Annotated in this window: 19 protein-coding genes and 1 riboswitch; of the genes, 10 read left to right on the top strand and 9 right to left on the bottom strand. The window is 66.1% G+C overall.

Annotation, left to right across the window (positions count from 1 at the left end; genetic code table 11):
* The 6 genes from greA to VRZ08_RS07765 all read right to left on the bottom strand — a co-directional run.
* The coding region (greA, locus tag VRZ08_RS07740) for a transcription elongation factor GreA (protein WP_414532188.1) at positions 1–481 on the bottom strand (481 nt) is incomplete at its 3' end.
* A 60-nt stretch (positions 482–541) separates the two neighbouring features.
* The gene (locus VRZ08_RS07745; protein WP_414532189.1) at positions 542–1,078 is read right to left on the bottom strand and encodes a mismatch-specific DNA-glycosylase; all 537 of its coding nucleotides are present in this window, start codon (positions 1,076–1,078) and stop codon (positions 542–544) included.
* The gene (locus VRZ08_RS07750) at positions 1,079–1,480 is read right to left on the bottom strand and encodes a DUF2147 domain-containing protein (RefSeq protein WP_107345561.1); all 402 of its coding nucleotides are present in this window, start codon (positions 1,478–1,480) and stop codon (positions 1,079–1,081) included. It lies immediately after the preceding gene.
* 116 nt (positions 1,481–1,596) lie between these two features.
* Positions 1,597–1,998 (bottom strand): type II toxin-antitoxin system VapC family toxin, encoded by a 402-nt coding sequence (locus VRZ08_RS07755; protein WP_414532190.1) that lies wholly within the window; start codon positions 1,996–1,998, stop codon positions 1,597–1,599.
* On the bottom strand, positions 1,995–2,231 hold the full coding sequence (locus tag VRZ08_RS07760; protein ID WP_414532191.1) for an antitoxin: 237 nt from the start codon (positions 2,229–2,231) through the stop codon (positions 1,995–1,997). Before VRZ08_RS07760 ends, VRZ08_RS07755 begins: the two co-directional genes overlap by 4 nt.
* A gap of 63 nt (positions 2,232–2,294) precedes the next feature.
* On the bottom strand, positions 2,295–3,491 hold the full coding sequence (locus VRZ08_RS07765; protein ID WP_414532192.1) for a TrmJ/YjtD family RNA methyltransferase: 1,197 nt from the start codon (positions 3,489–3,491) through the stop codon (positions 2,295–2,297).
* 390 nt (positions 3,492–3,881) lie between these two features.
* On the opposite strand from VRZ08_RS07765, the gene VRZ08_RS07770 reads away from it, so the two are divergent.
* The 6 genes from VRZ08_RS07770 to VRZ08_RS07795 all read left to right on the top strand — a co-directional run bounded on the left by VRZ08_RS07770 (position 3,882) and on the right by VRZ08_RS07795 (position 10,659).
* Positions 3,882–5,105: an NADP-dependent isocitrate dehydrogenase gene (locus VRZ08_RS07770; protein WP_414532193.1), complete on the top strand. Its 1,224-nt coding sequence runs from the start codon at positions 3,882–3,884 to the stop codon at positions 5,103–5,105.
* 128 nt (positions 5,106–5,233) lie between these two features.
* Entirely contained in the window at positions 5,234–5,566 is a 333-nt protein-coding gene (locus VRZ08_RS07775) for a YnfA family protein (RefSeq protein ID WP_346295369.1), read from the top strand.
* Between the two features lie 130 nt (positions 5,567–5,696).
* Positions 5,697–6,557, top strand: a complete 861-nt coding sequence (locus VRZ08_RS07780) for a helix-turn-helix transcriptional regulator (RefSeq protein WP_414532447.1) — start codon at positions 5,697–5,699, stop codon at positions 6,555–6,557.
* A 227-nt stretch (positions 6,558–6,784) separates the two neighbouring features.
* Positions 6,785–9,007: a TonB-dependent siderophore receptor gene (locus VRZ08_RS07785; protein WP_414532194.1), complete on the top strand. Its 2,223-nt coding sequence runs from the start codon at positions 6,785–6,787 to the stop codon at positions 9,005–9,007.
* Positions 9,008–9,025: 18 nt separating this feature from the next.
* Entirely contained in the window at positions 9,026–9,556 is a 531-nt protein-coding gene (locus VRZ08_RS07790; RefSeq protein WP_414532195.1) for a hypothetical protein, read from the top strand.
* Positions 9,557–9,576: 20 nt separating this feature from the next.
* Positions 9,577–10,659 carry a PepSY-associated TM helix domain-containing protein gene (locus VRZ08_RS07795; protein WP_414532196.1) on the top strand — a complete coding sequence of 361 codons (1,083 nt, stop codon included), beginning with the start codon at positions 9,577–9,579 and terminating at the stop codon, positions 10,657–10,659.
* 30 nt (positions 10,660–10,689) lie between these two features.
* On the opposite strand, the gene ybaL is transcribed toward VRZ08_RS07795, so the two are convergent.
* Positions 10,690–12,441: a YbaL family putative K(+) efflux transporter gene (ybaL, locus tag VRZ08_RS07800; RefSeq protein ID WP_414532197.1), complete on the bottom strand. Its 1,752-nt coding sequence runs from the start codon at positions 12,439–12,441 to the stop codon at positions 10,690–10,692.
* A 165-nt stretch (positions 12,442–12,606) separates the two neighbouring features.
* Between ybaL and VRZ08_RS07805 the strand changes: the two genes are divergently transcribed.
* Positions 12,607–14,385 carry a cation:proton antiporter gene (locus tag VRZ08_RS07805; protein ID WP_264053114.1) on the top strand — a complete coding sequence of 593 codons (1,779 nt, stop codon included), beginning with the start codon at positions 12,607–12,609 and terminating at the stop codon, positions 14,383–14,385.
* 160 nt (positions 14,386–14,545) lie between these two features.
* On the opposite strand, the gene VRZ08_RS07810 is transcribed toward VRZ08_RS07805, so the two are convergent.
* Positions 14,546–15,301, bottom strand: coding sequence for a GNAT family N-acetyltransferase (locus tag VRZ08_RS07810; RefSeq protein WP_414532198.1), 756 nt, complete (start codon positions 15,299–15,301; stop codon positions 14,546–14,548).
* Position 15,302: 1 nt separating this feature from the next.
* Positions 15,303–17,972 carry an alanine--tRNA ligase gene (gene alaS / locus VRZ08_RS07815; RefSeq protein ID WP_414532199.1) on the bottom strand — a complete coding sequence of 890 codons (2,670 nt, stop codon included), beginning with the start codon at positions 17,970–17,972 and terminating at the stop codon, positions 15,303–15,305.
* A 228-nt stretch (positions 17,973–18,200) separates the two neighbouring features.
* A riboswitch (glycine riboswitch) is annotated at positions 18,201–18,306 on the top strand.
* Between the two features lie 133 nt (positions 18,307–18,439).
* Between alaS and gcvT the strand changes: the two genes are divergently transcribed.
* From gcvT to gcvP, 3 genes are all read left to right on the top strand, one after another.
* The gene (gcvT, locus tag VRZ08_RS07820) at positions 18,440–19,588 is read left to right on the top strand and encodes a glycine cleavage system aminomethyltransferase GcvT (protein WP_414532200.1); all 1,149 of its coding nucleotides are present in this window, start codon (positions 18,440–18,442) and stop codon (positions 19,586–19,588) included.
* A 9-nt stretch (positions 19,589–19,597) separates the two neighbouring features.
* A complete protein-coding gene (gene gcvH / locus VRZ08_RS07825) occupies positions 19,598–19,963 on the top strand; it encodes a glycine cleavage system protein GcvH (protein WP_013501273.1) in 366 nt (121 codons plus the stop codon).
* A 181-nt stretch (positions 19,964–20,144) separates the two neighbouring features.
* Positions 20,145–23,051, top strand: coding sequence for an aminomethyl-transferring glycine dehydrogenase (gene gcvP, locus VRZ08_RS07830; RefSeq protein WP_414532201.1), 2,907 nt, complete (start codon positions 20,145–20,147; stop codon positions 23,049–23,051).
* Positions 23,052–23,314 lie beyond the last annotated feature (263 nt).

Here is a 23,314-nt window from a genome sequence, read left to right on the forward strand (position 1 = left end):
ACCCAATCCCCACCACCTCCAACTCCTGCGTCCCCTTCCCCACCACGTCGCCGACGCTCTTGCCCATCAGCAAGCGCGCCACCGGCGACACGAAGGAGATCGTGCCCTGCTTCGGATCGGCTTCGTCTTCGCCGACGATGCGGTAGGTTTGGATGCGGCCGTCGGCGCGGCGGAAGGTGACGGTGGAGCCGAACGCGATCTCGTCGATCGAGGCAGGATCCGGCATCACTTGCGCGCTGCGCACCCTGGCCGCGTAGTAGCGGGCGTCACGCAACGGGATGGCTTCGGCGCGGCGGCGCTCGTTGACGTCCTCGATCGCACCAGCGGCTTCGAGCGCGGCGCGCGCCTCGGCTAACTGCGCCTCCAGCGCCGCCAAGCCCGCTGTGGTGACGAGGTTCGGATGCGGCGAGATCGGCCGATCCGGCAGCACGGTCTCCGAGGCGGTCTCGGCACTATCTTCCTTGGTGAAAGCGACGCTCAAGTTGAACTCCATTGACGGTCGCCGGACGGCGACCTGACGCAACGACACGGCGCTCCCTGATCAAGAGGCGCGAACCAGTTCGGCAAACTCCCACCAGTGGATCTTGTTCGACATCCAATTCCAATCCGCCATCGGCGAGGTCGATGGCAGCACATAGATCGACGTCGTTCCGATGCTTTCCTCGTAACGCCCGAGGCCGACCCTGCGACCGACGAACCGCTTCGCAGCTTCCAGACTGGTGAAGGCGAGAAAGTCGGGCCGGTTCTCTTCGATCTTCCGTCTGAGAACCACCCGATGTTCCGGCCGCGGCCGAACCTCATGGTCGCTTCCGGCCACATCCTTGCACAGGTCCGTCAGGCCGATGCCGAATGTCGTCACTTCGCGAAACTCGTGCGGCGCCAGCTTTCGATCGGTGAGGCCTGTTTCGCTGAGGACGCTCCAAAACTTGTTCCGGCCGTGCGCATAATAGCTTTGCGCCTTCTCCGACGCACGGCCGGCGGCGGTGCCGCAGAACACGACTCTGAGGCCACGTTGCAGAACGTCAGGCAAGATGACTTTGGGCAAGCTCACCTGACCTTGCTGGCGCGCCTCCTCCACTCAGTTCGCCCGCGTCCAGGTGGCGGATTTGCAGATCATGCCGCCCATCGCGCAGCCCTGGGTGGTCAGCGTACTGCCGGAGAGGTTCATCTTGCCGGTGTAGGTCTTGCCGTCCTCCGGATTGAAGGCACTGCCGGCCCAGGCATTCGGGCCGGTCGGCTTCATGTCGAAGAATATCTTCTGGCCAACCTTGGCGGGGGTCTCGACGCCCGGCTTGAGCCACACCAGCGTGCCGCACACCGCGCCGCCGCAGGGCGCGAACTTGACCTTGGAGGCGCCGGTCTCGCGCAGCCAGGTGCCGCCGACGTCGTCGGCGCGCGCGCCAGTGGTCGCCAGCGCTGCGGCGAGCAGGCCGAGGCCGGTAAGCCATCCCGCGCGGCGCATCGTCGATGTCGTTGTCATGTCCCCTCCCGAGTTGCTTGTGCTGCGGCGAGCCGCCGCTTGGTACGAGCTGAACGTGCGCCGCGTCGCAAGTCAACGGGGCCTGCCGAACGCAAACAACTCGCTTGCCGGAAAGATCACGCCAGCCAGTTCTCGACTGCCAAACCCTGCACGCGACCAAACTCCTGCGTGTTCGCGGTGACGATGGTCGCACCGAGCGACTTGGCGTGAGCTGCGATCAGGAGGTCATTGCTGCCGATCGGCGTGCCTGCTGCTTCAAGCGATGAGCGGATCGCCCCATAGACTTCGTCGGCGGGCGGCTCGAACGGCAGGACGTCGATTTCTTCGAGGAGATCGGCCGCGGCCGTGGTCAATCTGACCGACCCGCTCTTGGCACAGCCGTAGCGGAGTTCGGCGGCGACGAAGATACTCGTGCAGACGTTGCCCTCCCCGACCTCGGCGATGCGGCGAACTGCAGCGCCGTGCGGATTGCGGATCAGATCGGAGAGAATGTTGGTATCGAGCATATAGCGCGTCACAGCACCTTCTCCGGGGCCGGCGCGGGATCCTCGATGACGGGGAACGGCTCGTCGACCGGCGTCATCGATTTCAACAAAGCGATCAGTCCGCGTTTGCGGACCGGCTCGATCACCAGCCGATCCCCCTCGCGGTGCATGATCGCCTCGTTACCCGGCATCTCGAATTCCACCGGGATGCGAACGGCCTGATTGCGGCCGTTACGGAACAGACGGACGTGGCGCCGATCGGTCATGGGCGGCCTCCTTTAGGCATATGCCAAAAGCATATGCCGGGCGAAACGCCCTCGCAAGGGCGCCTACTGCGCCAGCGCCGTCTCCAGCCGCTCCAGCACCGCGGCGGTGTCGGCGGTGACCTCGGCGGCCTCGACCCACACCACGCGGTAGTCGCGCTCTTCGAGCCAGTCTTTGCGCGCGGCGCGGTCGGCGGCGACCGCCTCGCTCTCACCGTCGTTGATCAGCTCGATCGCGACGCGGCGGGTGAAGGAGACGAAATCCGGGATGTGGCGGCCGACCGGGGTCTGGCGCTTGAAACTGCCGGCGAAGCGGCGGTCGGTGCGCAGCTTCTCCCATAAGAGCCGCTCGGCGTCGGTGGGATTGCGGCGGAGCAGCCGCGCCAGCCCGCGCAGCGAGCCGCCATCGGCCTCGGCGCCGCCGGAGGCGCGCTCGGCGAGCAATGCCCTCAGCCGCGTCGCCTGCTCGCCATCGAGCACGCCGCCTTTGGCCGGGCCCTTGCGACCGTCGGCGATCGCCATCACCACGCCGTGCAGCGTGTGCATGTCCTGCTTGCTCGGCTCCATCCGGGTGAAGATGTTGCGCAGGTTCACCAGCATGGTGTCGCGCTTTTCCGGCGGGCGCAGGAATTCGACGCGGTCGAGCTCGGCGACCAGGTTGGAAAAGAACGCATCGATCTGATGCTGCGAGGCGCGCGGGCTGCGCTCGGGCATCTCGTAAGGCAGCGCATTCTGGGTGGCGTGCTTGAACCACTCGTAGCCCATCAGCAGCACCGCCTGGGCGAGGTTCAGCGAAGCGAACGCCGGATTGACCGGGAAAGTGACGATGCGGTTGGCGAGCGCGACCTCGTCGTTCTCCAGGCCGTGGCGCTCGCGGCCGAACATGATGCCGGTGGTGCCGCCCGACACGGTCTCGGCGACGATCTCCTGCGCGGCGGCTTCCGGCCCGCGCACCGGCTTGGCCTGATCGTGGGCGCGCGCGGTGGTGGCGAACAGCAGCGTACAGTCCTTCACCGCGTCGGCGACGCTGTCGAACAGCTCGACCGCGTTCAGGATGTGGTCGGCGCCGGCGGCGGAGCGCTGGGCGGCAATGTTCGGCCAGCCGTCACGCGGCTTCACCAGCCGCAGCCGGGTCAGCCCGAAATTGCCCATCGCGCGGGCGCACATCCCGATGTTTTCGCCCAATTGGGGCTCGACCAGAATCACCACCGGGCCGTCGAGCGCGGCCGGGGGCTTGGATCGGTCGGTGCCGGAGCCGGACATGGGCAGGTCTTTCAAAAACGGGCGCCCTCGGAGTGATCCGAGGCGGCGCGGGAGGATCGGGGGAAGCCGCGGCGGGGCGGGCCGGACGCCGGCGACCGCCGCGCCTTTCCGTTGCCAAGGCGGCGGCGATTTCTCAAGCAAATAGTGGATTTGCCGGCCGGTTTGAACCGCTGTGAAGTACGCTTGACACAGCGCACGCCCTACCCGCTTCCGGTCGCGGCACGCCTTGCGATCGCGGCGTTGCCGAGCCATGCGGAGCCGCGCTGCGAATCCGTCCAAATTGCTTCCGCAATCGCCTTTCGGCCCGTCCGGCGCGGTGCTATAGCGGGCGCGGCTTTAGTCCAATTCCCGCCCCTTTAAGCGCAGAATCACAAGAAGGCCCGATCCCGCATGGCGAAAATCAAGGTGAACAATCCCGTCGTGGAACTCGACGGTGACGAGATGACCCGTATCATCTGGCAGATGATCAAGGACAAGCTCATCACCCCGTTCCTTGATGTCGAGTTGATGTATTTCGACCTCGGGATGGAGCACCGCGACGCGACCGACGACCAGGTCACCATCGATGCGGCGAATGCGATCAAGCAGGTCGGCGTCGGCGTGAAGTGCGCCACCATCACTCCGGACGAAGCGCGGGTGAAGGAATTCGGCCTCAAGAGCATGTGGAAGTCGCCGAACGGCACCATCCGCAACATCCTCGGCGGCGTGATCTTCCGCGAACCGATCATCTGCAACAACGTGCCACGCCTGGTGCCGGGCTGGACCAAGCCGATCGTGATCGGCCGTCACGCTTACGGCGATCAGTATCGCGCGACCGACATCAAGTTCCCGGGCCCGGGCACGCTGACGATGAAGTTCGTCGGCGAAGACGGCTCGGTGATCGAGCGCGAAGTCTTCAAGGCGCCCGGCGCCGGCGTCGCGATGTCGATGTACAACCTCGACGAGTCGATCAAGGATTTCGCCCGCGCCTCGCTGAACTACGGCCTGATCCGCAACTATCCGGTCTACCTGTCGACCAAGAACACCATTATGAAGGTGTACGACGGTCGCTTCAAAGACATCTTCCAGGAGATCTTCGACAACGAGTTCAAGGCCGAGTACGACGCCAAGGGCCTGACCTACGAGCACCGCCTGATCGACGACATGGTCGCATCGGCGCTGAAGTGGTCGGGCGGCTACGTCTGGGCCTGTAAGAACTACGACGGCGACGTGCAGTCCGACACCGTGGCGCAGGGCTACGGCTCGCTCGGCCTGATGACCTCGGTGCTGATGACTCCGGACGGCAAGACGGTGGAAGCCGAAGCCGCGCACGGCACCGTCACCCGGCACTATCGCGAACACCAGAAGGGCAAGGCGACGTCGACCAACTCGATCGCCTCGATCTTCGCCTGGACCCGCGGCCTCGCGCATCGTGCCAAGCTCGACTCCAACGAAGAACTCGCCCGCTTCGCCGACACGCTGGAGAAGGTCTGCGTCCAGACCGTCGAAGCCGGCTTCATGACCAAGGACCTCGCGCTCCTGGTCGGCGCCGATCAGCGCTGGCTGTCGACCGAGGGCTTCCTCGACAAGGTCGCGCAGAACCTGCACAAGGCGATGGACGCCAAGGCCGCCTAATCAGCGCGCCAACTGAACGAACGAAAGGCGCGGGATCGCTTCCCGCGCCTTTTTCTTTGCTGCGCCGATCGGTTTAAAGTTCGCCGCATCAACCTCTCGCAGACTCACAGAAAGCCACGGCCACGCTCATGACGTCACTGCTGACCTTCTGCGCCGCTGCGCTGATGGAGATCGCCGGGTGCTTCGCGTTCTGGGCGTGGCTACGGCTCGACAAATCGCCGCTGTGGCTGATCCCCGGCATGCTCGCCCTGGCGCTGTTCGCTTACTTGCTGACGCTGGCCGACAGTCCGCTGGCCGGCCGTGCCTACGCGGCCTATGGCGGCATCTACATCGCCAGTGCGCTGGCCTGGGGCTGGGCGGTCGAAGGTAATCGTCCCGACCATTGGGACGTGATCGGAGCCGCGATCTGCCTGGTCGGCATGAGCGTGATTCTGTTCGGACCGCGCTCGCTGCCGGCGTAGGCCGCTTCTCGACCCTGACGCAGCTGGCATTTCATTCCGCACAGCGAACTTCGAGCTTTTCTCGACTCCGCGCCGCGCGTAGCGGTGTCGTCGTCGGACTTCGGTGTCATAGTGCTGCTCATTGTCACCAGTGGTGTTCAACGGCGGAAGCATGACTTTGGAGCACAGGTGGACGGGCGCGATCTCGCAGCTCGATCTGGCCAGCGGCGTTCTGCAACAGCCCGACGGGGATTGGGTCGACGAACAGCTGCATCACGGCACCAAAGTGGTCGTCATCCTGCGCGGCGCGATGCGGGCACAGATCGACGGTTGCAACGGCGAGTTCAGCATCGCCGGCCCCAGGGTCTGCGTCATCCGCTCGCCAGCCGATGCCTGCGGTCGGCAGATGGTGAGCGCCGACGAGCCACTGCATTACGTGATGGTCAAGGCGGCCCTTGAACCCGGCAGCAAGGCCGAGTCCGCAACCGATCCGTTGGCGTCACTGATCCCGATCGATCGGCCCAGCCTGCAACACATCGCGGCGCCCCGCGCGCTGCAGGCGCTGTGCACGCAGCTCGAAGTTTGCCCCTTCGTCGGCGCAGCGCGGGACCTGTTCCTGTCCGCCAAGGCACTCGAGATCCTCGCCTTGGCCTGCGACGCGATCGAGACCAACTCCGCGATCGAGCCCCCGCGACCTTCACTTGGCGATGTCGAACGCTTGAAGAAAGCCCGCGCCATCCTCCTGGAGCGGCTCGGGGCTCCACCGAATTTGCCGGCATTGGCCGCGGCGGTGGGATTGAACACCCGCAAGCTGACGGACGGTTTCCAGGCGGCGTTCGGGACCACCGTGAACGATTTCCTGCAAGACGCACGTTTGAACGAAGCGTATCGGCTGCTGTCGAGCGGCGCCACCAACGTCTCGGAGGCCGCGCATCGCGTCGGCTACACGCCCGCTTACTTCTCGGCAGTTTTCAGAAAGCGCTTCGGGGTTTCTCCGCGCGACCTGCTGTAATTCCATTGCGCGCACGCCTGATCCCACCGCCGACGTAGAACCTTTGTAATCTTAAGAATTCGTCCGGAAATCAAAAGTCCGACGACTTGTCGCATTCCTCACAGTCACGCTTCTGTGCCGCGTCCTGGAGGAATATCAAGATGACAACACAGCGGCGCTGCACCGAACTACACAATTCACGACAGCTCGCGATACGCCGAGGCAGCAGACTCGCCGCCTCGTTGCCGATGAGCGCGCTGCTGTTGGTCGGCGCCGTCATCGAGGATGCACGGGCTCAGGCTACTACACCGACGCCCGCCGTCCCGACGGCGAGCGCGCTGCCTCCGGTGGTCGTCAACGCACCGAAGCGCAGCAAGCCGAAGCGGGCCGCCGCACGGCCGGCCGCGATCGCTGCTCCCGCAGCGCCTCCCCGCCAGACATCACGCCCAAGCACCGCACGCGCCGCGGACGGGCCAGGCTACGTGGCGCGCACCAGCACGACGGGGACCAAGACCAACACGCCGCTGATCGAAACGCCGCAGTCGATCTCGGTGATCAATCGTCAGCAGATGGACGCGCAGAACGTTCAGTCGGTGACCGACGCCTTGCGTTACTCGGCCGGCGTCGCAACGACCACACCGGCGATCTCGCAACGTTTCGACACGTTCAGCATTCGCGGTTTCGATGCCAGCAGCACCGGAATTCTCCGCGACGGCCTGCGCGGCACGACCGCGCAAGCCTGGCCGAAGACCGAGCCTTATGGTCTCGAACGCGTCGAGGTCCTGCGCGGGCCGAGCTCGGTGCTGTACGGTCAGAACGCACCGGGCGGCCTGGTCAACCTCATCACCAAGCGACCGCTCGACACACCGTTTAACGAAGTGATGCTGCAGGGCGGCAGCTTCGACCGGCTGCAGGGGCAGTTCGATCTGAGCGGACCGATCGACAAGGACGGCCAGTTTCTCTACCGGCTGACCGGACTGGCGCGGGATAGCAATACACAGTTCAAGGCGATCCCGGACGACAAGCTGTTCATCGCGCCGGCGTTCACCTGGCGACCGGATATCGATACCACGCTCACGATTCTGACCGACTACAGCTACGAGAAGTTTGGTCCGCCGCGCCCGTACATTCCGATCCAGGGCACGCTGCTTCCGAACAAGAACGGGCAATTGCCGCGCAACCAGTTCCTCGACCAGCCCGGGCTCGCCAACGATCGCACGCAATATTCGGCCGGCTACTTGTTCGAACGTCACCTCGACGACACCTTCACGATGCGGTCGAATTTCCGCTACGGCCACGTCGACCTTTTGACCAACACTGCGTCGGGCATGAGCCTTGCGGCCGACCAGCGGACGCTCAACCGTGCGCTGTATCAATTCCGCATCGTCGGCGACACCTACGCGTCTGACAATCAGATCCAGGCCGACTGGTGGATGGGCTCGACGCAGTTCGTGTCACTGGCTGGCGTCGACTATCGCCGTTCGACCGAGGACTACTATCTCAACAGCGGGCGCGCTCCGTCGATCGACATCTTCAATCCCGTCTACGATCAACCGATCGGCGTGGCAGCCACACCAAACGCCTCGACGTGGCAGACCTCCGACCAGGTCGGCATTTACGGCCAACAACAGATCAAATTCGACGGACGCTGGGTGCTGAGCCTCGGCGGCCGGCAGGACTGGTCGAACACCGCCACAGATAACCGCCTCAAGAGCTCGACTGCGACGCAGGACGACAAAGCGTTCACCTACCGGGCCGGGCTGGTCTATCTCAGCGACGTCGGCCTCGCGCCCTATATCGGCTATTCGACCTCGTTCAGCCCGGTGCTCGGCACCGACTTCTACGGGCAGCCGTACAAGCCGACCACCGGGCGGCAGGCGGAGATCGGCGTCAAGTACCAGCCGGCGGGGGCGACCAGCTTCGTCACCATGTCGGTGTTCGACCTCTATCAGGAGAACGTGCAGACAACCGATCCGAACAACTCGCTCAATCGTCTTCAGGTCGGCGAGGTGCGGTCCCGCGGATTCGAACTGCAGGGCGTCGCCAATCCGATCGCAGGCCTCAATCTGGTGGCCTCCTACACGCACACCGAGCTGACCGTGACGAAGAGCAATAACCTGGTTGAGCTCGGCAACCGCCCAACCGGGCTGCCGGCGGACACCGCATCGTTGTGGGGAGACTACACTTTCCAAAGTGGAGCACTGACCGGCTTCGGCGCCGGCTTCGGAACCCGCTACGTCGGGGAGACGTTCGCCGATGCCGCCAACACCATCGGCGTGCCGTCCTACGTGCTGTTCGACGCAGCGCTGCACTACGACCTCGGCCAGCTTCACCGCGACCTGAAGGGAATGCGGCTCGCCATCAACGCCACCAACCTCACCAACAAGCAGTACTACGTGAGCTGCTCCACCACGAGCTGCAACGCCGGCTTCGACCGCTCGGTCATAGCCAGCCTTCGCTACCGTTGGTGAGCTTTTAGGAGAGATACAATGCGCTTCGTGACTTACGTGGCCCGGGCCGCGATCGTTGCGGCGTGGGCGGCAACCATGCCGTGCCCCGCTTCGGCACAAGAGCTGCGGCCCGAGCTTACCCAAACCAACGTTACCTATCGCGGCGAGCATCGCTGGGCGTGGCGATCGGAGGACGGTGAAACCGGCACCTTGCGCCTCGGCTTCACCGCGCTGCCGAGCGGCGATTATCTGGTCGCCGGCTCGTTGATGCTCGACGACGCCGAACTCGGCGCCAGCGGCTCTGCTCGGTGGCGGGGCGACCGCTTGATCGTCGATCTCATGGTCAGCGGCGGAGTTCGCGCGCAGGCTCCGGACGAGGCCAAGCAGCGCCTGTTCGCGAAGGGTGAGGTGCCGAAGCAGATCGACTCGGCCGGTTTTGCCAGCTTTCGTGCCGAACTGTCGAAGAACCTCGACGGTGTCAGCCAGCAATATCAGACCAACGTGGTCACTGGCGGCAAGGTACAAGGGCCCGTCTATCGCAACGGAACATTGAAGCTGCTGTCGCGGTGATGACGCGCCCGGATCGCCCCGTGCGGCGGCTGTCGGCCCGCCGCATCTGGCGCATGCTGCACCTTTCGCTCGCCCTCACCGTCGGCGCTGCCTTTGCACTGATCGGGGCGAGCGGCGCGATGCTGGTTCTGAAGGAGCCATTGCTTATACTTGAAGTCGGACGAGAGATCGTCAAACCACCTCGCATATCGGGGTGGCCGGACGCCAGCGCCGATACGTGGATCGCGCGGGCGAGCGAGCGCTATCCCGACCTGAGGGTAATGGGAGCCAACGCGCCGGGCGTGGGATTCCTGCCCGGCTACGCGGCGATCGTATTCGGCCGCCTGCCTCCCGGCGAACTCGGCGTGGTGTTCGTGCATCCCCAGAGCGCCGAGCCGCTCGGGCTGTTCGCGTTCGATCAATCGTGGTTCGCAGCGGTGGTGAATCTGCATCGCCGATTGCTGCTGCTGAGTTCGCTAGGCGCAGACGTGGTCGCTTGGTGCGGCATCGGCCTTGCGCTGTCGCTCCTGTCGGGCGTGTATCTGTGGTGGCCGCGGCAGCGAAAATGGTGGCGATCATTCTCCATCGGCTCATCGGCTGCCGGTCGGCGGTATCTCATCGAATGGCATGGCGTGTCGGCCGCATATTTGCTGGCACCCATGCTCGTGCTGGCGGCAACCGGAGTGGCCCTGATCAAGCCGCAGTGGCTGGGACTGTCCGGCCCGGCACCGGCCAAACCAACGTCCCAGGCGACACCCCCGTCCTGTGCTGCGGGCAATGACCTGAGCGGCGCGTTGAGCGCTGCGGCGCGGGCTCAGCCCGGCAGGCAGATTGTCGGAGTGGTTCTACCGCGAGGCCCCGCCGGCGCTTATCAAATCAGGTTGCGTTCACCGACATCGATCCCCAGCGACCTGACCGTCGAGGTCAGAACGGGATGTGCCACGCCTGTGGTGGAAAAGGTTGAGACCGACTCCGCGCTCCGGCGCGAGTGGTTGAACCCACTGCACGCCGATCTGCGGCTCGGCCTGCTGGGACAGGCCGTCGTGTTCATCTGCGGCATGGCGTTGCCAGCGCTGTACGCGACCGGGCTGTGGTTGTGGATATGGCGCCGGCGAAACGGCTGAGTGCCCTGCGGGTACGCGTAGCCGTCTCGATCAAGCCGCAGCACCGGCCGAAGCCGGTGCCGTAGCGCTGGTGATCGGGCTGGCGGCCGCATCGCTGCTGATGGCATCGACGCCGAGGCGCGCGATCATGGCGCGGGCGATTTCGTCTTCGCCCATGATCACCAGATTGGCGCCGTTGCTGCGCAGATGGATGACTTCCTCGGCCGAATGCGCGCGGGCGATGATCAGCAGGCCGGGATTGACCGCGCGCGCCTTGGCGACGATCTGACCGCCTTCGAACGCATTGGGGATCGCCACGAGGAGACCGTGTGCCTGCGCGATCTCGGCCTCGTCGAGGATCTCCTGCGCAGCGGCATTGCCGTTGATCGCCGTGAAGCCTTCGCGCTGCAGCCGCGCTACCCGCTCGTCGTCGTTCTCGATCACCAGTATATCGGCGCCGGAACGGCGCAGCGCGGCGCTGACATTGGAGCCGACCCTGCCGTGCCCGACTAGCACGATGTGGCCGCGCGGCTGCGCCGGCATTGCAGCGGCCGCAGCCTCCTTCGCGGCCTGCTTGGCGGCTTCCGCGGCCGCAGCGACCTTGGCGCTGAAGCGGTCGAGCAGCACGAACATCACGGGATTGAGCATGATCGAAATGATCGCGCCGGCCAGCACCAGATCGCGGCCACGCTCCGGCATCAGCCCGAGCGCGACGCCGAGCCCGGCGAGAATGAACGAGAACTCGCCGATCTGGGCTAGCGACGCGGAGATCGTCAGCGCGGTCATGTTGGGATGGCCGAACAGCCGCACGATGAAGAACGCGGCGATCGATTTGCCGAACACGATGATCAACACGGTGACCAAGAGCGGCAGCGGCTCGCGCGCCACGATGCCGGGATCGACCAGCATGCCGACGGAGACGAAGAACAGCACCGCGAACGCGTCGCGCAGCGGCAGCGTTTCGTTGGCGGCGCGATGGCTGAGTTCGGACTCCGACAGGATCATGCCGGCGAAGAATGCGCCCAGCGCGAGCGATACGTCGAACAGCACCGCTGCGCCGAACGCGACGCCGAGCGAGATCGCCAGCACTGCGAGACGAAACAGCTCGCGCGAGCCGGTGTGCGCCACATAGTGCAGCATCCACGGAATGATGCGGCGGCCGACCACCAGCATGAACACCATGAAGGCGAACACCTTGCCGAGCGTCAGCGCCACCGGCCACAGCACCGTCTGCCAATTGGCGGTGGTCGCCTCGCCCTTGAGCAGGCCGGCGACCGCGGGCAACAGCACCAGCGTCAGCACCATCGCGATGTCTTCGACGATCAGCCAGCCGACCGCGATCCGGCCGCGCTCGCTGTCGACCAGCCGGCGCTCCTGCAGCGCGCGGAGCAGCACCACGGTACTCGCGACCGACAGCGCCAGACCGAACACCAGGCCGGCGCCGAACGGCCAGCCCAACGCATGGCCGAGCCCGGCGCCCAGCACGGTTGCGGCGCCGATCTGCACCACTGCGCCGGGAATCGCGATCGCCCGGACTTCGAGCAGATCCTTCAATGAGAAATGCAGCCCGACGCCGAACATCAGCAGGATCACGCCGATCTCGGCGAGCTCGTTGGCGAGGCTCTGATCGGCCACATAGCCGGGGGTGAACGGGCCGATCACAACGCCGGCGAGCAGATAACCGACCAGCGGCGAGATTTTCAGCCGCTGGGCCGCGACACCGAAGGCAAATGCCAGCACCAAGCCGGCCACGATGGTGGAAATCAGTGGGGTGTTGTGCTCCATCGTTCCGTTGTGCGGCATGACGCCGCGACCGTCCACCCGAGCGGCGGCTACCGATCGCCGCAGTGCACGCTGGCGCCAGGGAACCGCTTGGGCCGAAGTGCAGAATCGCGATCTATTGCCGCAGCCCTGCGACGATTTGATCGATGTCGTCGCCCTCCGCTACCTCACGTGATTGAAGGAACGATGTCAGTCGAAAACGATGTCGGAGTTTACCGGGAAGCCTTGGTGTTTCTCGGGACCGCAGGCGTATTGATCCCGGTGATGACGCGGTTTCGCGTCAGCCCGGTGCTCGGCTTTCTGGTCGCCGGGCTGGTGCTCGGCCCACACAGCCTCGGCCGGATCGGCGCCGACCTGCCCTGGCTCAGTTACGTTACCATCACCTCGCAGGATGCGGTCGACCGGCTCGCCGAACTCGGCGTCGCCTTCCTGCTGTTCACCATCGGCCTCGAACTGTCGTTCGACCGGCTCTGGACGATGCGGCGGCTGGTATTCGGCCTTGGCATGTCGCAAGTGGTGCTGACCACCGCTGCGATCAGCGGCATCGCGCTGATCTTCGGCAACACCGTGGAATCGAGCCTGGTGATCGGTGCCTGTCTGGCGCTGTCGTCGACCGCGATCGTGCTGCAGCTTCTCGCCGAGCAGAAGCGGCTCGCCACCGTCGCCGGCCGCAGCATCTTCGCGGTGCTGCTGGCGCAGGATCTCGCGGTGGTGCCGATCCTATTTCTGATCGTGGTGTTCGGCAAAGCCGCCGGCGATGCGGCGGGCGGCAGCGCCACCAGCACCGGCGCGGTGTGGCTCGGTCTCGGCATGGCGCTGGTTCAGGCGGCCGCCGCGATCCTTCTGATCATCGGCTTCGGCCGGCTGGTGCTACGCCGGCTGTTCCGCCTGGTCGCCTCGACCCACAACCGCGAACTGTTCATGGCGACGATCCTGTTCGTCGTGGTCGGCACCTCGCTGGTCACCCACGTCGCCGGACTGTCGATGGCGCTCGGCGCCTTTCTCGCAGGCCTGGTGCTCGCCGAGACCGAATTCCGCCGCCAGGTCGAAGTCGATATTGAGCCGTTCAAGGGCATGCTGCTCGGGCTGTTCTTCATCTCGGTCGGGATGCGGATCGATCTGGCGGAGGTCGCGCGCTATCCAGCGATGGTCGCCACCTCGGTGATCGGCATGACGGCGCTGAAGGCGGTGGTGATCGCCGGCCTCACCTGGCTGTTCCGGCTGTCGCGGCCGGTGATCGCCGAGGCCAGCCTGCTGCTCGCCGGTGGCGGCGAATTCGCCTTCCTGGTGCTCGGACTGGCCAGCTCCAGTGGCCTCGTCACCCGCGAGGTCGAGCAGTTCATGCTGCTGGTGTCGTCGGGCACCATGATGCTGACGCCGTATCTGGCGCGGCTCAGCCGCAAGGCCAGCGCGCGTGCCCGCAAGGCAGTGGCGGTCGCGGCCGGCCACACCGATCCGACGCCGGGCGACACGCCGCGCATCATCCTGGTCGGCTACGGCCGCGTCGGCCGCATCGTCGGCGACATCCTGAACAAGCAGGGCAAGCCGTTCATCGGCATCGATGTCGATCCCGAAGCGGTCGCCCGCGCCCGCAAGGCCGGCGTCAATGTGGTGTATGGCGACGCCACCCAGCGCGCCTTCCTGCGCAAATGCGGGCTCGGCGACGCGCCCGCTGTGGTGGTGACGATGCACGACGCCGCGGCCGCCGAGCACGTCGTCGCCGCGGCCCGCGCCGAGCGCGCCGATCTGCCGGTGATCGTCCGCGCCCGCGATGCCGATCACGCCGCGCGGCTGTTCACCCTTGGCGCCACCGAGGTGATCCGCGAAGTCCTCGAAGCCAGCTTCGAGATCGCCTCCACCGTTCTGCAGGCGCTCGGCATGCCGGTCGGCAAAGTCATCGCCGTGATCCACGACGAACGCGACACCCGCAAGAAACGCGTCCGCGCCGGCGTGCCGGCGGACTGATCGGTCTTCTCCGCAAACGTTCGTTTCTCACCCGTCATTCCGGGGCGCTCACGAAGTGAGCGCACCCGGAATCTCGAGATTGTTGTGCGCAGTGCTCGACCGATCGAGATTCCGGGCTCGCGAGCTCGCGCTCGCGCCCCGGAATGACGGGGCGAAGTTGTTACTTCGTCGGCGCGCGGCGGAAGTGGTAGCGGTAGAGCTCGCGGTCGAAGCCGAGGCCGGCATAGAGTGCGCGGCCGGCGATGTTGTCGGTAACGACCTGCAGACAGGCGCCGGTGGCGCCTTGGGCGGCCGCCCAGGCGAGCAGCGCGGTCATCAGGCGTTTGCCGAGGCCATGCCCGCGCAGCGCCTCGTCGACCACCACCGACTCGATCACCACCAGATCGCCATGCAGCACGCCGCAGGCGGTCGCGACGATGCGGCCGTCGTGGCGGAGCGCGAAGAAACCGGTCGGCAGCGCGATCGCATCGACGACGCGGGTATACACGGAGGCGTGCGACGGTGATTGCGCCTGCAGCCGCGCGATGGCCGCCAGCCACTCGGCATCGGCGCGCGGGGTGATGGTGACATCCGGCGCCAGCGCGGAAAAGTTCTCCCGCGCCAGATCGCGATACAGCGTGCAGGCCTCACCTTCGGCCGTGAAGCCGCGGGTGTCGAGTTCGCGCTCCACCTGCGGCGGTAGCAGCGAGACCAGCCGCACGATCAGCGGCAGCCCTTGCGCGCGATAGAGCCGATCGAACGCGTCGAGCTGCGGCGCGATCGTGGTGATGCCCGGATGCAGCGGATTGGCTGAATTGATCCGGCGCGACACGCCGTCGCCGAACCGCAGCAGCCAGTCGCCGATCAGCGCGCACCGCAACGACGGCCACGCGTTGTGGCAGGCCTGTTCGACCTGCCACGCCAATGCGTGGTCCACGTCAACCGCCGATGGCGGCCGCGATCGCTTCCAGTGCGGCGCCGGCCTTGGAGCCGTCGGGACCGCCGGCCTGCGCCATGTCGGGCTTGCCGCCGCCGCCCTTGCCGCCGAGCACTTCGGACGCCTTGCGGACCAGATCGACCGCCGAGAACCGCGATACCAGGTCGGGCGTGACGCCGACCACGATCGAGCCCTTGCCGTCTTCGCTGGTTGCCACCAGCGCGATCACGCCGGAGCCGATCTGCTTCTTGCCCTGATCGACCAGGCCCTTGAGGTCCTTGATCTCGATGCCTTCGACCGCGCGCGCCATCAGCTTGATGCCGCCGATGTCACGAACGTCGGAAGCCGCACCGTCACCGGACGCGCTGCCGCCCATCGCCAGTTTCTTGCGCGCCTCGGAGAGTTCGCGCTCGAGCTTCTTGCGCTCGTCCATCAGTGCAGTGATACGCGCCGGCATGTCGTCCAGCGTGGTCCGCAGTTCGGAAGCCGCAAGCTTCGCGGTGGAGATCGCCGCATTGGCGTTATGCCGCGCCGCGCGCCCGGTCAGCGCCTCGATGCGGCGGACGCCGGCCGCGACCGCGCTTTCCGCGGTGATCGACACCAGGCCGATATCACCGGTGCGCTTGACGTGGGTGCCGCCGCACAGTTCGACCGACCAGCCGAACACGTTGGAGCCGTGATCGCGCGCCGCCTTGCCCATCGAGACCACGCGGACTTCGTCGCCGTACTTCTCGCCGAACAGCGCGCGGGCGCCGGCTTCGCGGGCATCGTCGACCGCCATCAGCCGGGTCACGACCTCGTCGTTCTCCAGCACGATGTCGTTGGCGATGTCCTCGACCTTGCGCAGCTCGTCCTGCGTGATCGGCTTCTGATGCACGAAGTCGAAGCGCAGACGGTCGGGCGCGACCAGCGAGCCCTTCTGCGCGATGTGGTCGCCGAGCACCTGGCGCAGCGCCTCGTGCAGCAGATGCGTCGCCGAGTGATTGGCGCGGATCGCCGAGCGCCTGGCGTGATCGACGTCGAGCGCCAGCGCGTCGCCGAGCTTGATGCTGCCCTGCTCGACCGTGCCGAGATGCACGAACAGATCACCGGCCTTTTTCATCGTATCGGTGACGACGAAGCGCACGCCATCGGCGGTGAGTACGCCGGTGTCACCGACCTGACCGCCGGACTCGGCGTAGAATGGCGTCTGGTTGACGATGATCGCACCGCTCTCGCCGGCCTTCAGCGCGTCGACTTCAGCGCCGTCCTTGACCAGCGCAGTGACCACGCCTTCGGCCGTCTCGGTGTCGTAGCCGAGGAACTCAGTGGCGCCGAGCTTTTCACGCAGCGAGAACCACACCGCCTCGGTCGCGGCTTCGCCCGAGCCCGCCCACGAGGCGCGGGCTTTGGCGCGCTGCCGATCCATCGCGTCGGTGAACGAGGCGATATCGACATTGATGCCGCGGTTGCGCAGCGCATCCTGCGTGAGGTCGAGCGGGAAGCCATAGGTGTCGTACAGCGTAAACGCGGTCTCGCCGTCGAACATGTCGCCCTTCTTCAGGCCGGCGCTTTTCTCGTCGAGGATCGCAAGGCCGCGATCGAGCGTCTTGCGGAAGCGGGTCTCTTCCAACCGCATCGTCTCTTCGATCATCGCCTCGGCGCGCACCAGTTCCGGATAGGCCTGGCCCATCTCGCGTACCAGCGCCCACACCAGCCGCCACATCAGCGGCTCGCTGGCACCGAGCAGCTGCGCGTGACGCATCGCGCGGCGCATGATCCGGCGCAGCACGTAGCCGCGGCCTTCGTTCGACGGCAGCACGCCGTCGGCGATCAGGAACGACGACGAGCGCAGGTGATCGGCGATGACGCGGAACGACGCGGCGTCCTGCTCGGTCGGGCCGCGGCCGAGCGCCGACGAGGTCGCGTCGATCAGGCTGCGGAACAGATCGGTGTCGAACACGCTGTCGACGCCCTGGAGGATGGAGGCCATCCGCTCCAGGCCCATGCCGGTGTCGATCGACGGACGCGGCAACGCCACGCGCTCGTCCTTCGTCACCTGGTCGTACTGCATGAACACCAGATTCCAGAATTCCAGGAATCGGTCGCCATCCTCGTCCGGCGAGCCGGGCGGGCCGCCGAAAATGTGCTCGCCGCGATCGATGAAGATTTCCGAGCACGGGCCGCATGGACCGGTGTCGCCCATCGCCCAGAAATTGTCGCTGGTCGGGATGCGGATGATGCGGTCGTCGGAGAAGCCGGCGATCTTCTTCCAGTAGCCGGCCGCCTCGTCGTCGGTGTGATAGACGGTGACCAGCAACTTGTCCTTCTTCAGGCCGAAGTCGCGGGTGATCAGATTCCAGGCGAGCTCGATCGCGCGTTCCTTGAAGTAATCGCCGAACGAGAAGTTGCCGAGCATTTCGAAGAAGGTGAGATGCCGGGCGGTGTAGCCGACGTTGTCGAGGTCGTTGTGCTTGCCGCCGGCGCGCACGCATTTCTGCGAGGTGGTGGCGCGCTGATAGGAGCGCTTCTCCAGCCCGGTGAACACGTTCTTGAACTGCACCATGCCGGCATTGGTGAACATCAAGGTCGGGTCGTTGCGCGGCACCAGCGGCGACGACGACACGATCTCGTGGCCGTTCTTGGCGAAGTAGTTCAGAAACGTAGACCGAATTTCGTTAACGCCGCTCATGTTCGTCCAATCACCCGGAATGCCCGCGAAACGCCCGCCGAACCCACCTCTTCCGGTGTCATGCCTTTTAGACGCGGGGGCGCGCGCTGTCTAGAAAGTGGGCATAGATCCAGTTGTTTGCCAGCCGGGAGGCCCACTTCCACGGGCGTTTACGAAGACCCGTTGATAGCTCGCCGAGCCGCGTTGACAGCCTTGTTGAAGCCGTGTTTGTGTCCTACCTACCTAAGACTAAGTCGCGTCGGGAGAGATCGGTCCCAATCCTTCAGTGAAGGGGGCCGGCGCCGAAGGAGCAACCGCCCCGGAAACTCTCAGGCAAACGGACCGCGCGGCCGACTGACATCTGGAAAGAGACCCTGCCGGGCGATCCCGGGACGGGTCCGCCGACGGGATAATGCTCTCAGGCACAGCGACAGATGGGGCTCGAACGGTGACGAGAAATCGGTCTCGGGAACCTTGGGAGCCTGGATATGCTGGCGGGTGACGACACCCAATCCTTGAAACGCACGCCGCTCTACGCGCTGCATCTGGCCCGCGGCGGCAAGATGGTGCCCTTCGCCGGCTACGACATGCCGGTGCAATACCCGCTTGGCGTGCTGAAAGAACATCTGCACACCCGCAGTGCCGCAGGGCTTTTCGACGTTTCGCATATGGGCCAGATCGAGCTGCGGGCAAAGTCTGGCAAGCTCGAAGACGCCGCCCGCGCGCTCGAAGCGCTGATCCCGCAGGACATCGTGGCGCTGCCGCCCGGCCGCCAGCGCTACGCGCAGTTCACCAATGAATCCGGCGGGATTCTCGACGACCTGATGGTCACCAATCTCGGCAACCGGCTGTTTCTGGTGGTCAACGCCGCCTGCAAGGCCGAGGACGAGGCGCACCTGCGCGCGCATCTGTCGGATGCCTGCGATATCACCGCCCTCACCGATCGCGCGCTGATCGCGCTGCAGGGCCCGAAGGCCGAAGCCGCGCTGGCGAAATTCTGTGCAGACGTCACCACGATGAAGTTCATGGATGTCGCCGAGCTCAGCCTCGACGGCCTTGCCTGCATCGTCTCGCGCTCCGGCTACACCGGCGAAGACGGCTTCGAGATTTCGGTGCCGGCGGACGGCGCCGAACGGCTTGCGACCGCGCTGCTCGACAACCCCGACGTGCTGCCGATCGGCCTTGGCGCGCGCGACAGCCTGCGGCTGGAAGCGGGCCTCTGCCTGTACGGTCACGACATCGACACCACCACCACGCCGGTCGAAGCTGCGCTGAGCTGGTCGATCCAGAAGAGCCGCCGCAGCGGCGGCGCCCGTTCTGGCGGCTTCCCCGGCGCCTCGGCGATTCTCAGCCAGCTCGATGGCAGCACCGCGCGGCTGCGCGTTGGACTGCGGCCCGAGGGCCGCGCCCCGGTGCGCGAGAATGCACCGCTGTTCGCCAGCGCCGATTCGACCGAGCCGGTCGGCACCGTCACCTCCGGCGGCTTCGGGCCGAGCCTGAATGCGCCGGTGGCGATGGGCTATCTGCCGGCCGCGCTGGCTGTGCGCGACACCGTCGTTTTCGCCGAAGTGCGCGGCCAGCGTCTGCCGCTGCGCGTCGCGGCCATGCCGTTCGTTCCGAATACCTACAAGCGCTGAGGACTTGTCATGACCACGCTCTACACCCCCGATCATGAATGGCTGAAGATCGAGGGCGACGTCGCCACGATCGGCATCACCGACTACGCCCAGGAACAGCTCGGCGACGTGGTGTTTGTCGAGCTGCCGAAAGTCGGCCGCGCCGTGAAGAAGGCTGAAGCCGCCGCGGTGGTCGAGTCGGTGAAGGCGGCGTCCGATGTCTACGCGCCGATCACCGGCGAAGTACTCGAAGTCAACGAGACGCTCGGCACCGAGCCCGGCCTGGTGAATTCCGACGCCGGCGGCGCCGCGTGGTTCTTCAAGCTGAAGATCGCCGACAAGAGCGAGCTCGACGGCCTGATGGACGAAGCGGCCTACAAGGCCCACACGGCCTGACGGACGTCCGTTCGCCTGAGTTCGTCATTGCGAGCGAAACGAAGCAATCCAATTCCAGCGCACTGTGTCTCTGGATTGCTTCGTCGCTTCGCTCCTCGCAACGACGACGCTGAGATTTAGACGCCTGAGATTTCCGAGCAACCTGCCTTTGCGGGCCGTTGCATTTGACGAGGACCAGAGCATGCCGCATCGCCGACCGATCGACGCCGCCAACGACTTCGTGCGTCGGCATATCGGGCCCTCGCCGCAGGACATCGCAGCGATGCTGGCGACCGCCGGCGCCGGCAGCCTGGAGCAACTCGTCGCTGAGACGCTGCCTTATGCGATCCGGCATCGCGAGCCGCTGAAGCTCGGCGCGCCGCTCACCGAGAGTGAAGCGCTGGCGCATATGAGCGAACTCGCCGCGCAGAACCAAGTCTTCACCTCGCTGATCGGTCAAGGCTATTACGGCACGATCCTGCCGACCGTGATCCAGCGCAATATTCTGGAAAATCCGGCTTGGTACACGGCCTATACGCCGTATCAGCCCGAGATCAGCCAGGGCCGGCTGGAAGCGCTGTTCAACTTCCAGACCATGATCTGCGACCTCACCGGGCTCGACGTCGCCAACGCGTCGCTGCTCGACGAAGGCACCGCGGCGGCGGAAGCGATGGCGCTGGCCGAGCGCGCCGCGGCCAAGAACGCCAAGGCATTCTTCGTCGATGCCGATACCCATCCGCAGACCATCGCGGTGCTCCGCACCCGCGCCGAGCCGCTCGGCTGGCGCATCATCGTCGGCAATCCGGAGACCGAGCTGGAAGGCGCCGACGTGTTCGGCGCGTTGCTGCAATATCCCGGATCGTCCGGGCGTTTGAGCGATCCGCGCACGGTGATCGCGGCGCTACGCAAGAAGGGCGCTCTGGCCGTGGTCTCCGCCGACCTGCTTGCGCTGACGCTGATCACCCCGCCGGGTGAACTCGGCGCCGATATCGCGATCGGCTCGGCGCAGCGCTTCGGCGTGCCGATGGGATATGGCGGGCCGCACGCCGCCTTTATGGCGGTGCGCGACAGCCTCAAGCGCAGCCTGCCCGGCCGCATCGTCGGGCTGTCGATCGACAGCCATGGCCAGCCGGCCTATCGGTTGGCGCTGCAGACCCGCGAGCAGCACATCCGCCGCGAAAAGGCGACCTCCAACATCTGCACCGCGCAGGTGCTGCTGGCGGTGATCAATGCGATGTACGCGGTGTATCACGGCCCCGACGGCCTCGCCGCGATCGCGCGCCGCGTCCACCGGCGCACGGCCGTGCTGGCGGCCGGCCTGCAGCAGCTCGGCCTGATGCCGACCCACGGCAACTACTTCGATACTCTGACGATCGAAGTCGGCGATCGCCGCGACGCCATCGTGGCGCGCGCGGAAGCCGAGAAGATCAACCTGCGGATCAATGCGTCTTCGCTCGGCATTTCGCTGGACGAGACCACCACGCCGGCGACCGTCGAAGCGCTGTGGCGCGCCTTCGGTGGATCGCTCGACTACGCCACTGTGGAACGCGACGCCGGCGACGCGATCGGCACCGCGCTGCCGGCGGCGCTGAAGCGGACCAGCGATTACCTGACCCAGCCGGCGTTCCAGGACTATCGTTCGGAAACCGAACTGCTGCGCTATATGCGCAAGCTGTCCGACCGCGATCTGGCGCTCGACCGAGCAATGATTCCGCTCGGCTCCTGCACCATGAAGCTGAACGCCACCACGGAAATGATGCCGCTGACTTGGCCCGAGTTCGGCAGCCTGCATCCGTTCGTGCCGAAGGCGCAGGCCGCCGGTTATCACGTGCTGTTCGCCAGGCTGGAAACCTGGCTCGCCGAGATCACCGGCTATGATGCGGTGTCGCTGCAGCCGAATTCCGGCGCGCAGGGCGAATATGCCGGCCTGCTGGCGATCCGCGGCTATCATCTGTCGCGCGGCGAGCCGCACCGCAAAGTCTGCCTGATCCCGTCGTCGGCGCACGGCACCAACCCGGCCTCCGCCGCGATGGCCGGCATGGACGTGGTGGTGGTCGGCTGCGACGCCCATGGCGACGTCGATGTCGACGATCTGCGCGCCAAGGCCGAGGCGCATTCGGCGAACCTCGCGGCGGTGATGATCACCTATCCGTCGACCCACGGCGTGTTCGAAGAGCACATCCGCGACATCTGCGACATCGTCCACGGCCATGGCGGTCAGGTCTATCTCGACGGCGCCAATCTCAATGCCCAGGTCGGCCTCGCCCGCCCCGGCGATTACGGCGCCGACGTCAGCCACCTCAATCTGCACAAGACTTTCTGCATCCCGCATGGCGGCGGTGGCCCGGGCATGGGTCCGATCGGCGTGCGCGCGCATCTGGCGCCGTTCCTGCCGGGCCATCCGGCCGAAGGCGAACCGCTGAACGGCGGCCTGCATGGCGGCGGCACGGTGTCGGCGGCGCCGTGGGGCTCGGCGTCGATTCTGACGATCTCCTACATCTACATCCTGATGATGGGGGCGGCCGGCTTGAAGCGGGCCACCGAGATCGCGATCCTCAATGCCAACTACATCGCAGCAAGGCTGCAGCCGCATTTCCCGGTGTTGTATCGCAACGCCCGCGGCCGGGTCGCGCACGAGTGCATCGTCGATCCGCGTGCGCTGAAGACCACCACCGGCGTCACCGTCGACGACATCGCCAAGCGGCTGATCGACTACGGCTTCCACGCCCCGACCATGAGCTTCCCGGTGCCGGGCACGCTGATGATCGAGCCGACCGAGTCGGAATCGAAGGCCGAGATCGACCGGTTCTGCGACGCCATGATCGCGATCCGCCGCGAGATCGCGCAGGTCGAGGACGGCCGCTACAAGATCGAACAGTCGCCGCTGCGCCACGCGCCGCACACCGCGCACGACGTCACCAGCGCGGAATGGACCCGGCCCTATCCGCGCACCGAAGGCTGTTTCCCGGCCCCGAACTCGCGCACCGACAAATACTGGAGTCCGGTCGGCCGCGTCGACAACGTCTATGGCGACCGCAACCTGATCTGCTCGTGCCCGCCGGTCGAAGACTACGCCCTGGCGGCGGACTACGCGCGGGCTGCAGAGTAGCTGCCGCCGCTGGCTCGCCGCATTGAGAGGCCGGCAGCCTCGGCCACGAAGCACAACGCCATCGCCGGGCTCGACCCGGCGATCCATCCTCTTCGCAACTACCGCGGTTGAGCGCGCCGAGCGGCTACGGCCGCGCAGGCGGTTCAGGGCCGCGCATGACGGATGTGTGAGAGCGGCGCTTCAGCACAGCATCTGCAGTCCCGTGCAGCAATCGAGCCGCCTCCCAAACGAATGCGGCGAGCGCCGCGGGATCCCCGGCAACA

Source organism: Rhodopseudomonas sp. G2_2311, from assembly GCF_047501505.1.
Classification (GTDB): Bacteria; Pseudomonadota; Alphaproteobacteria; order Rhizobiales; family Xanthobacteraceae; genus Rhodopseudomonas; species Rhodopseudomonas palustris_H.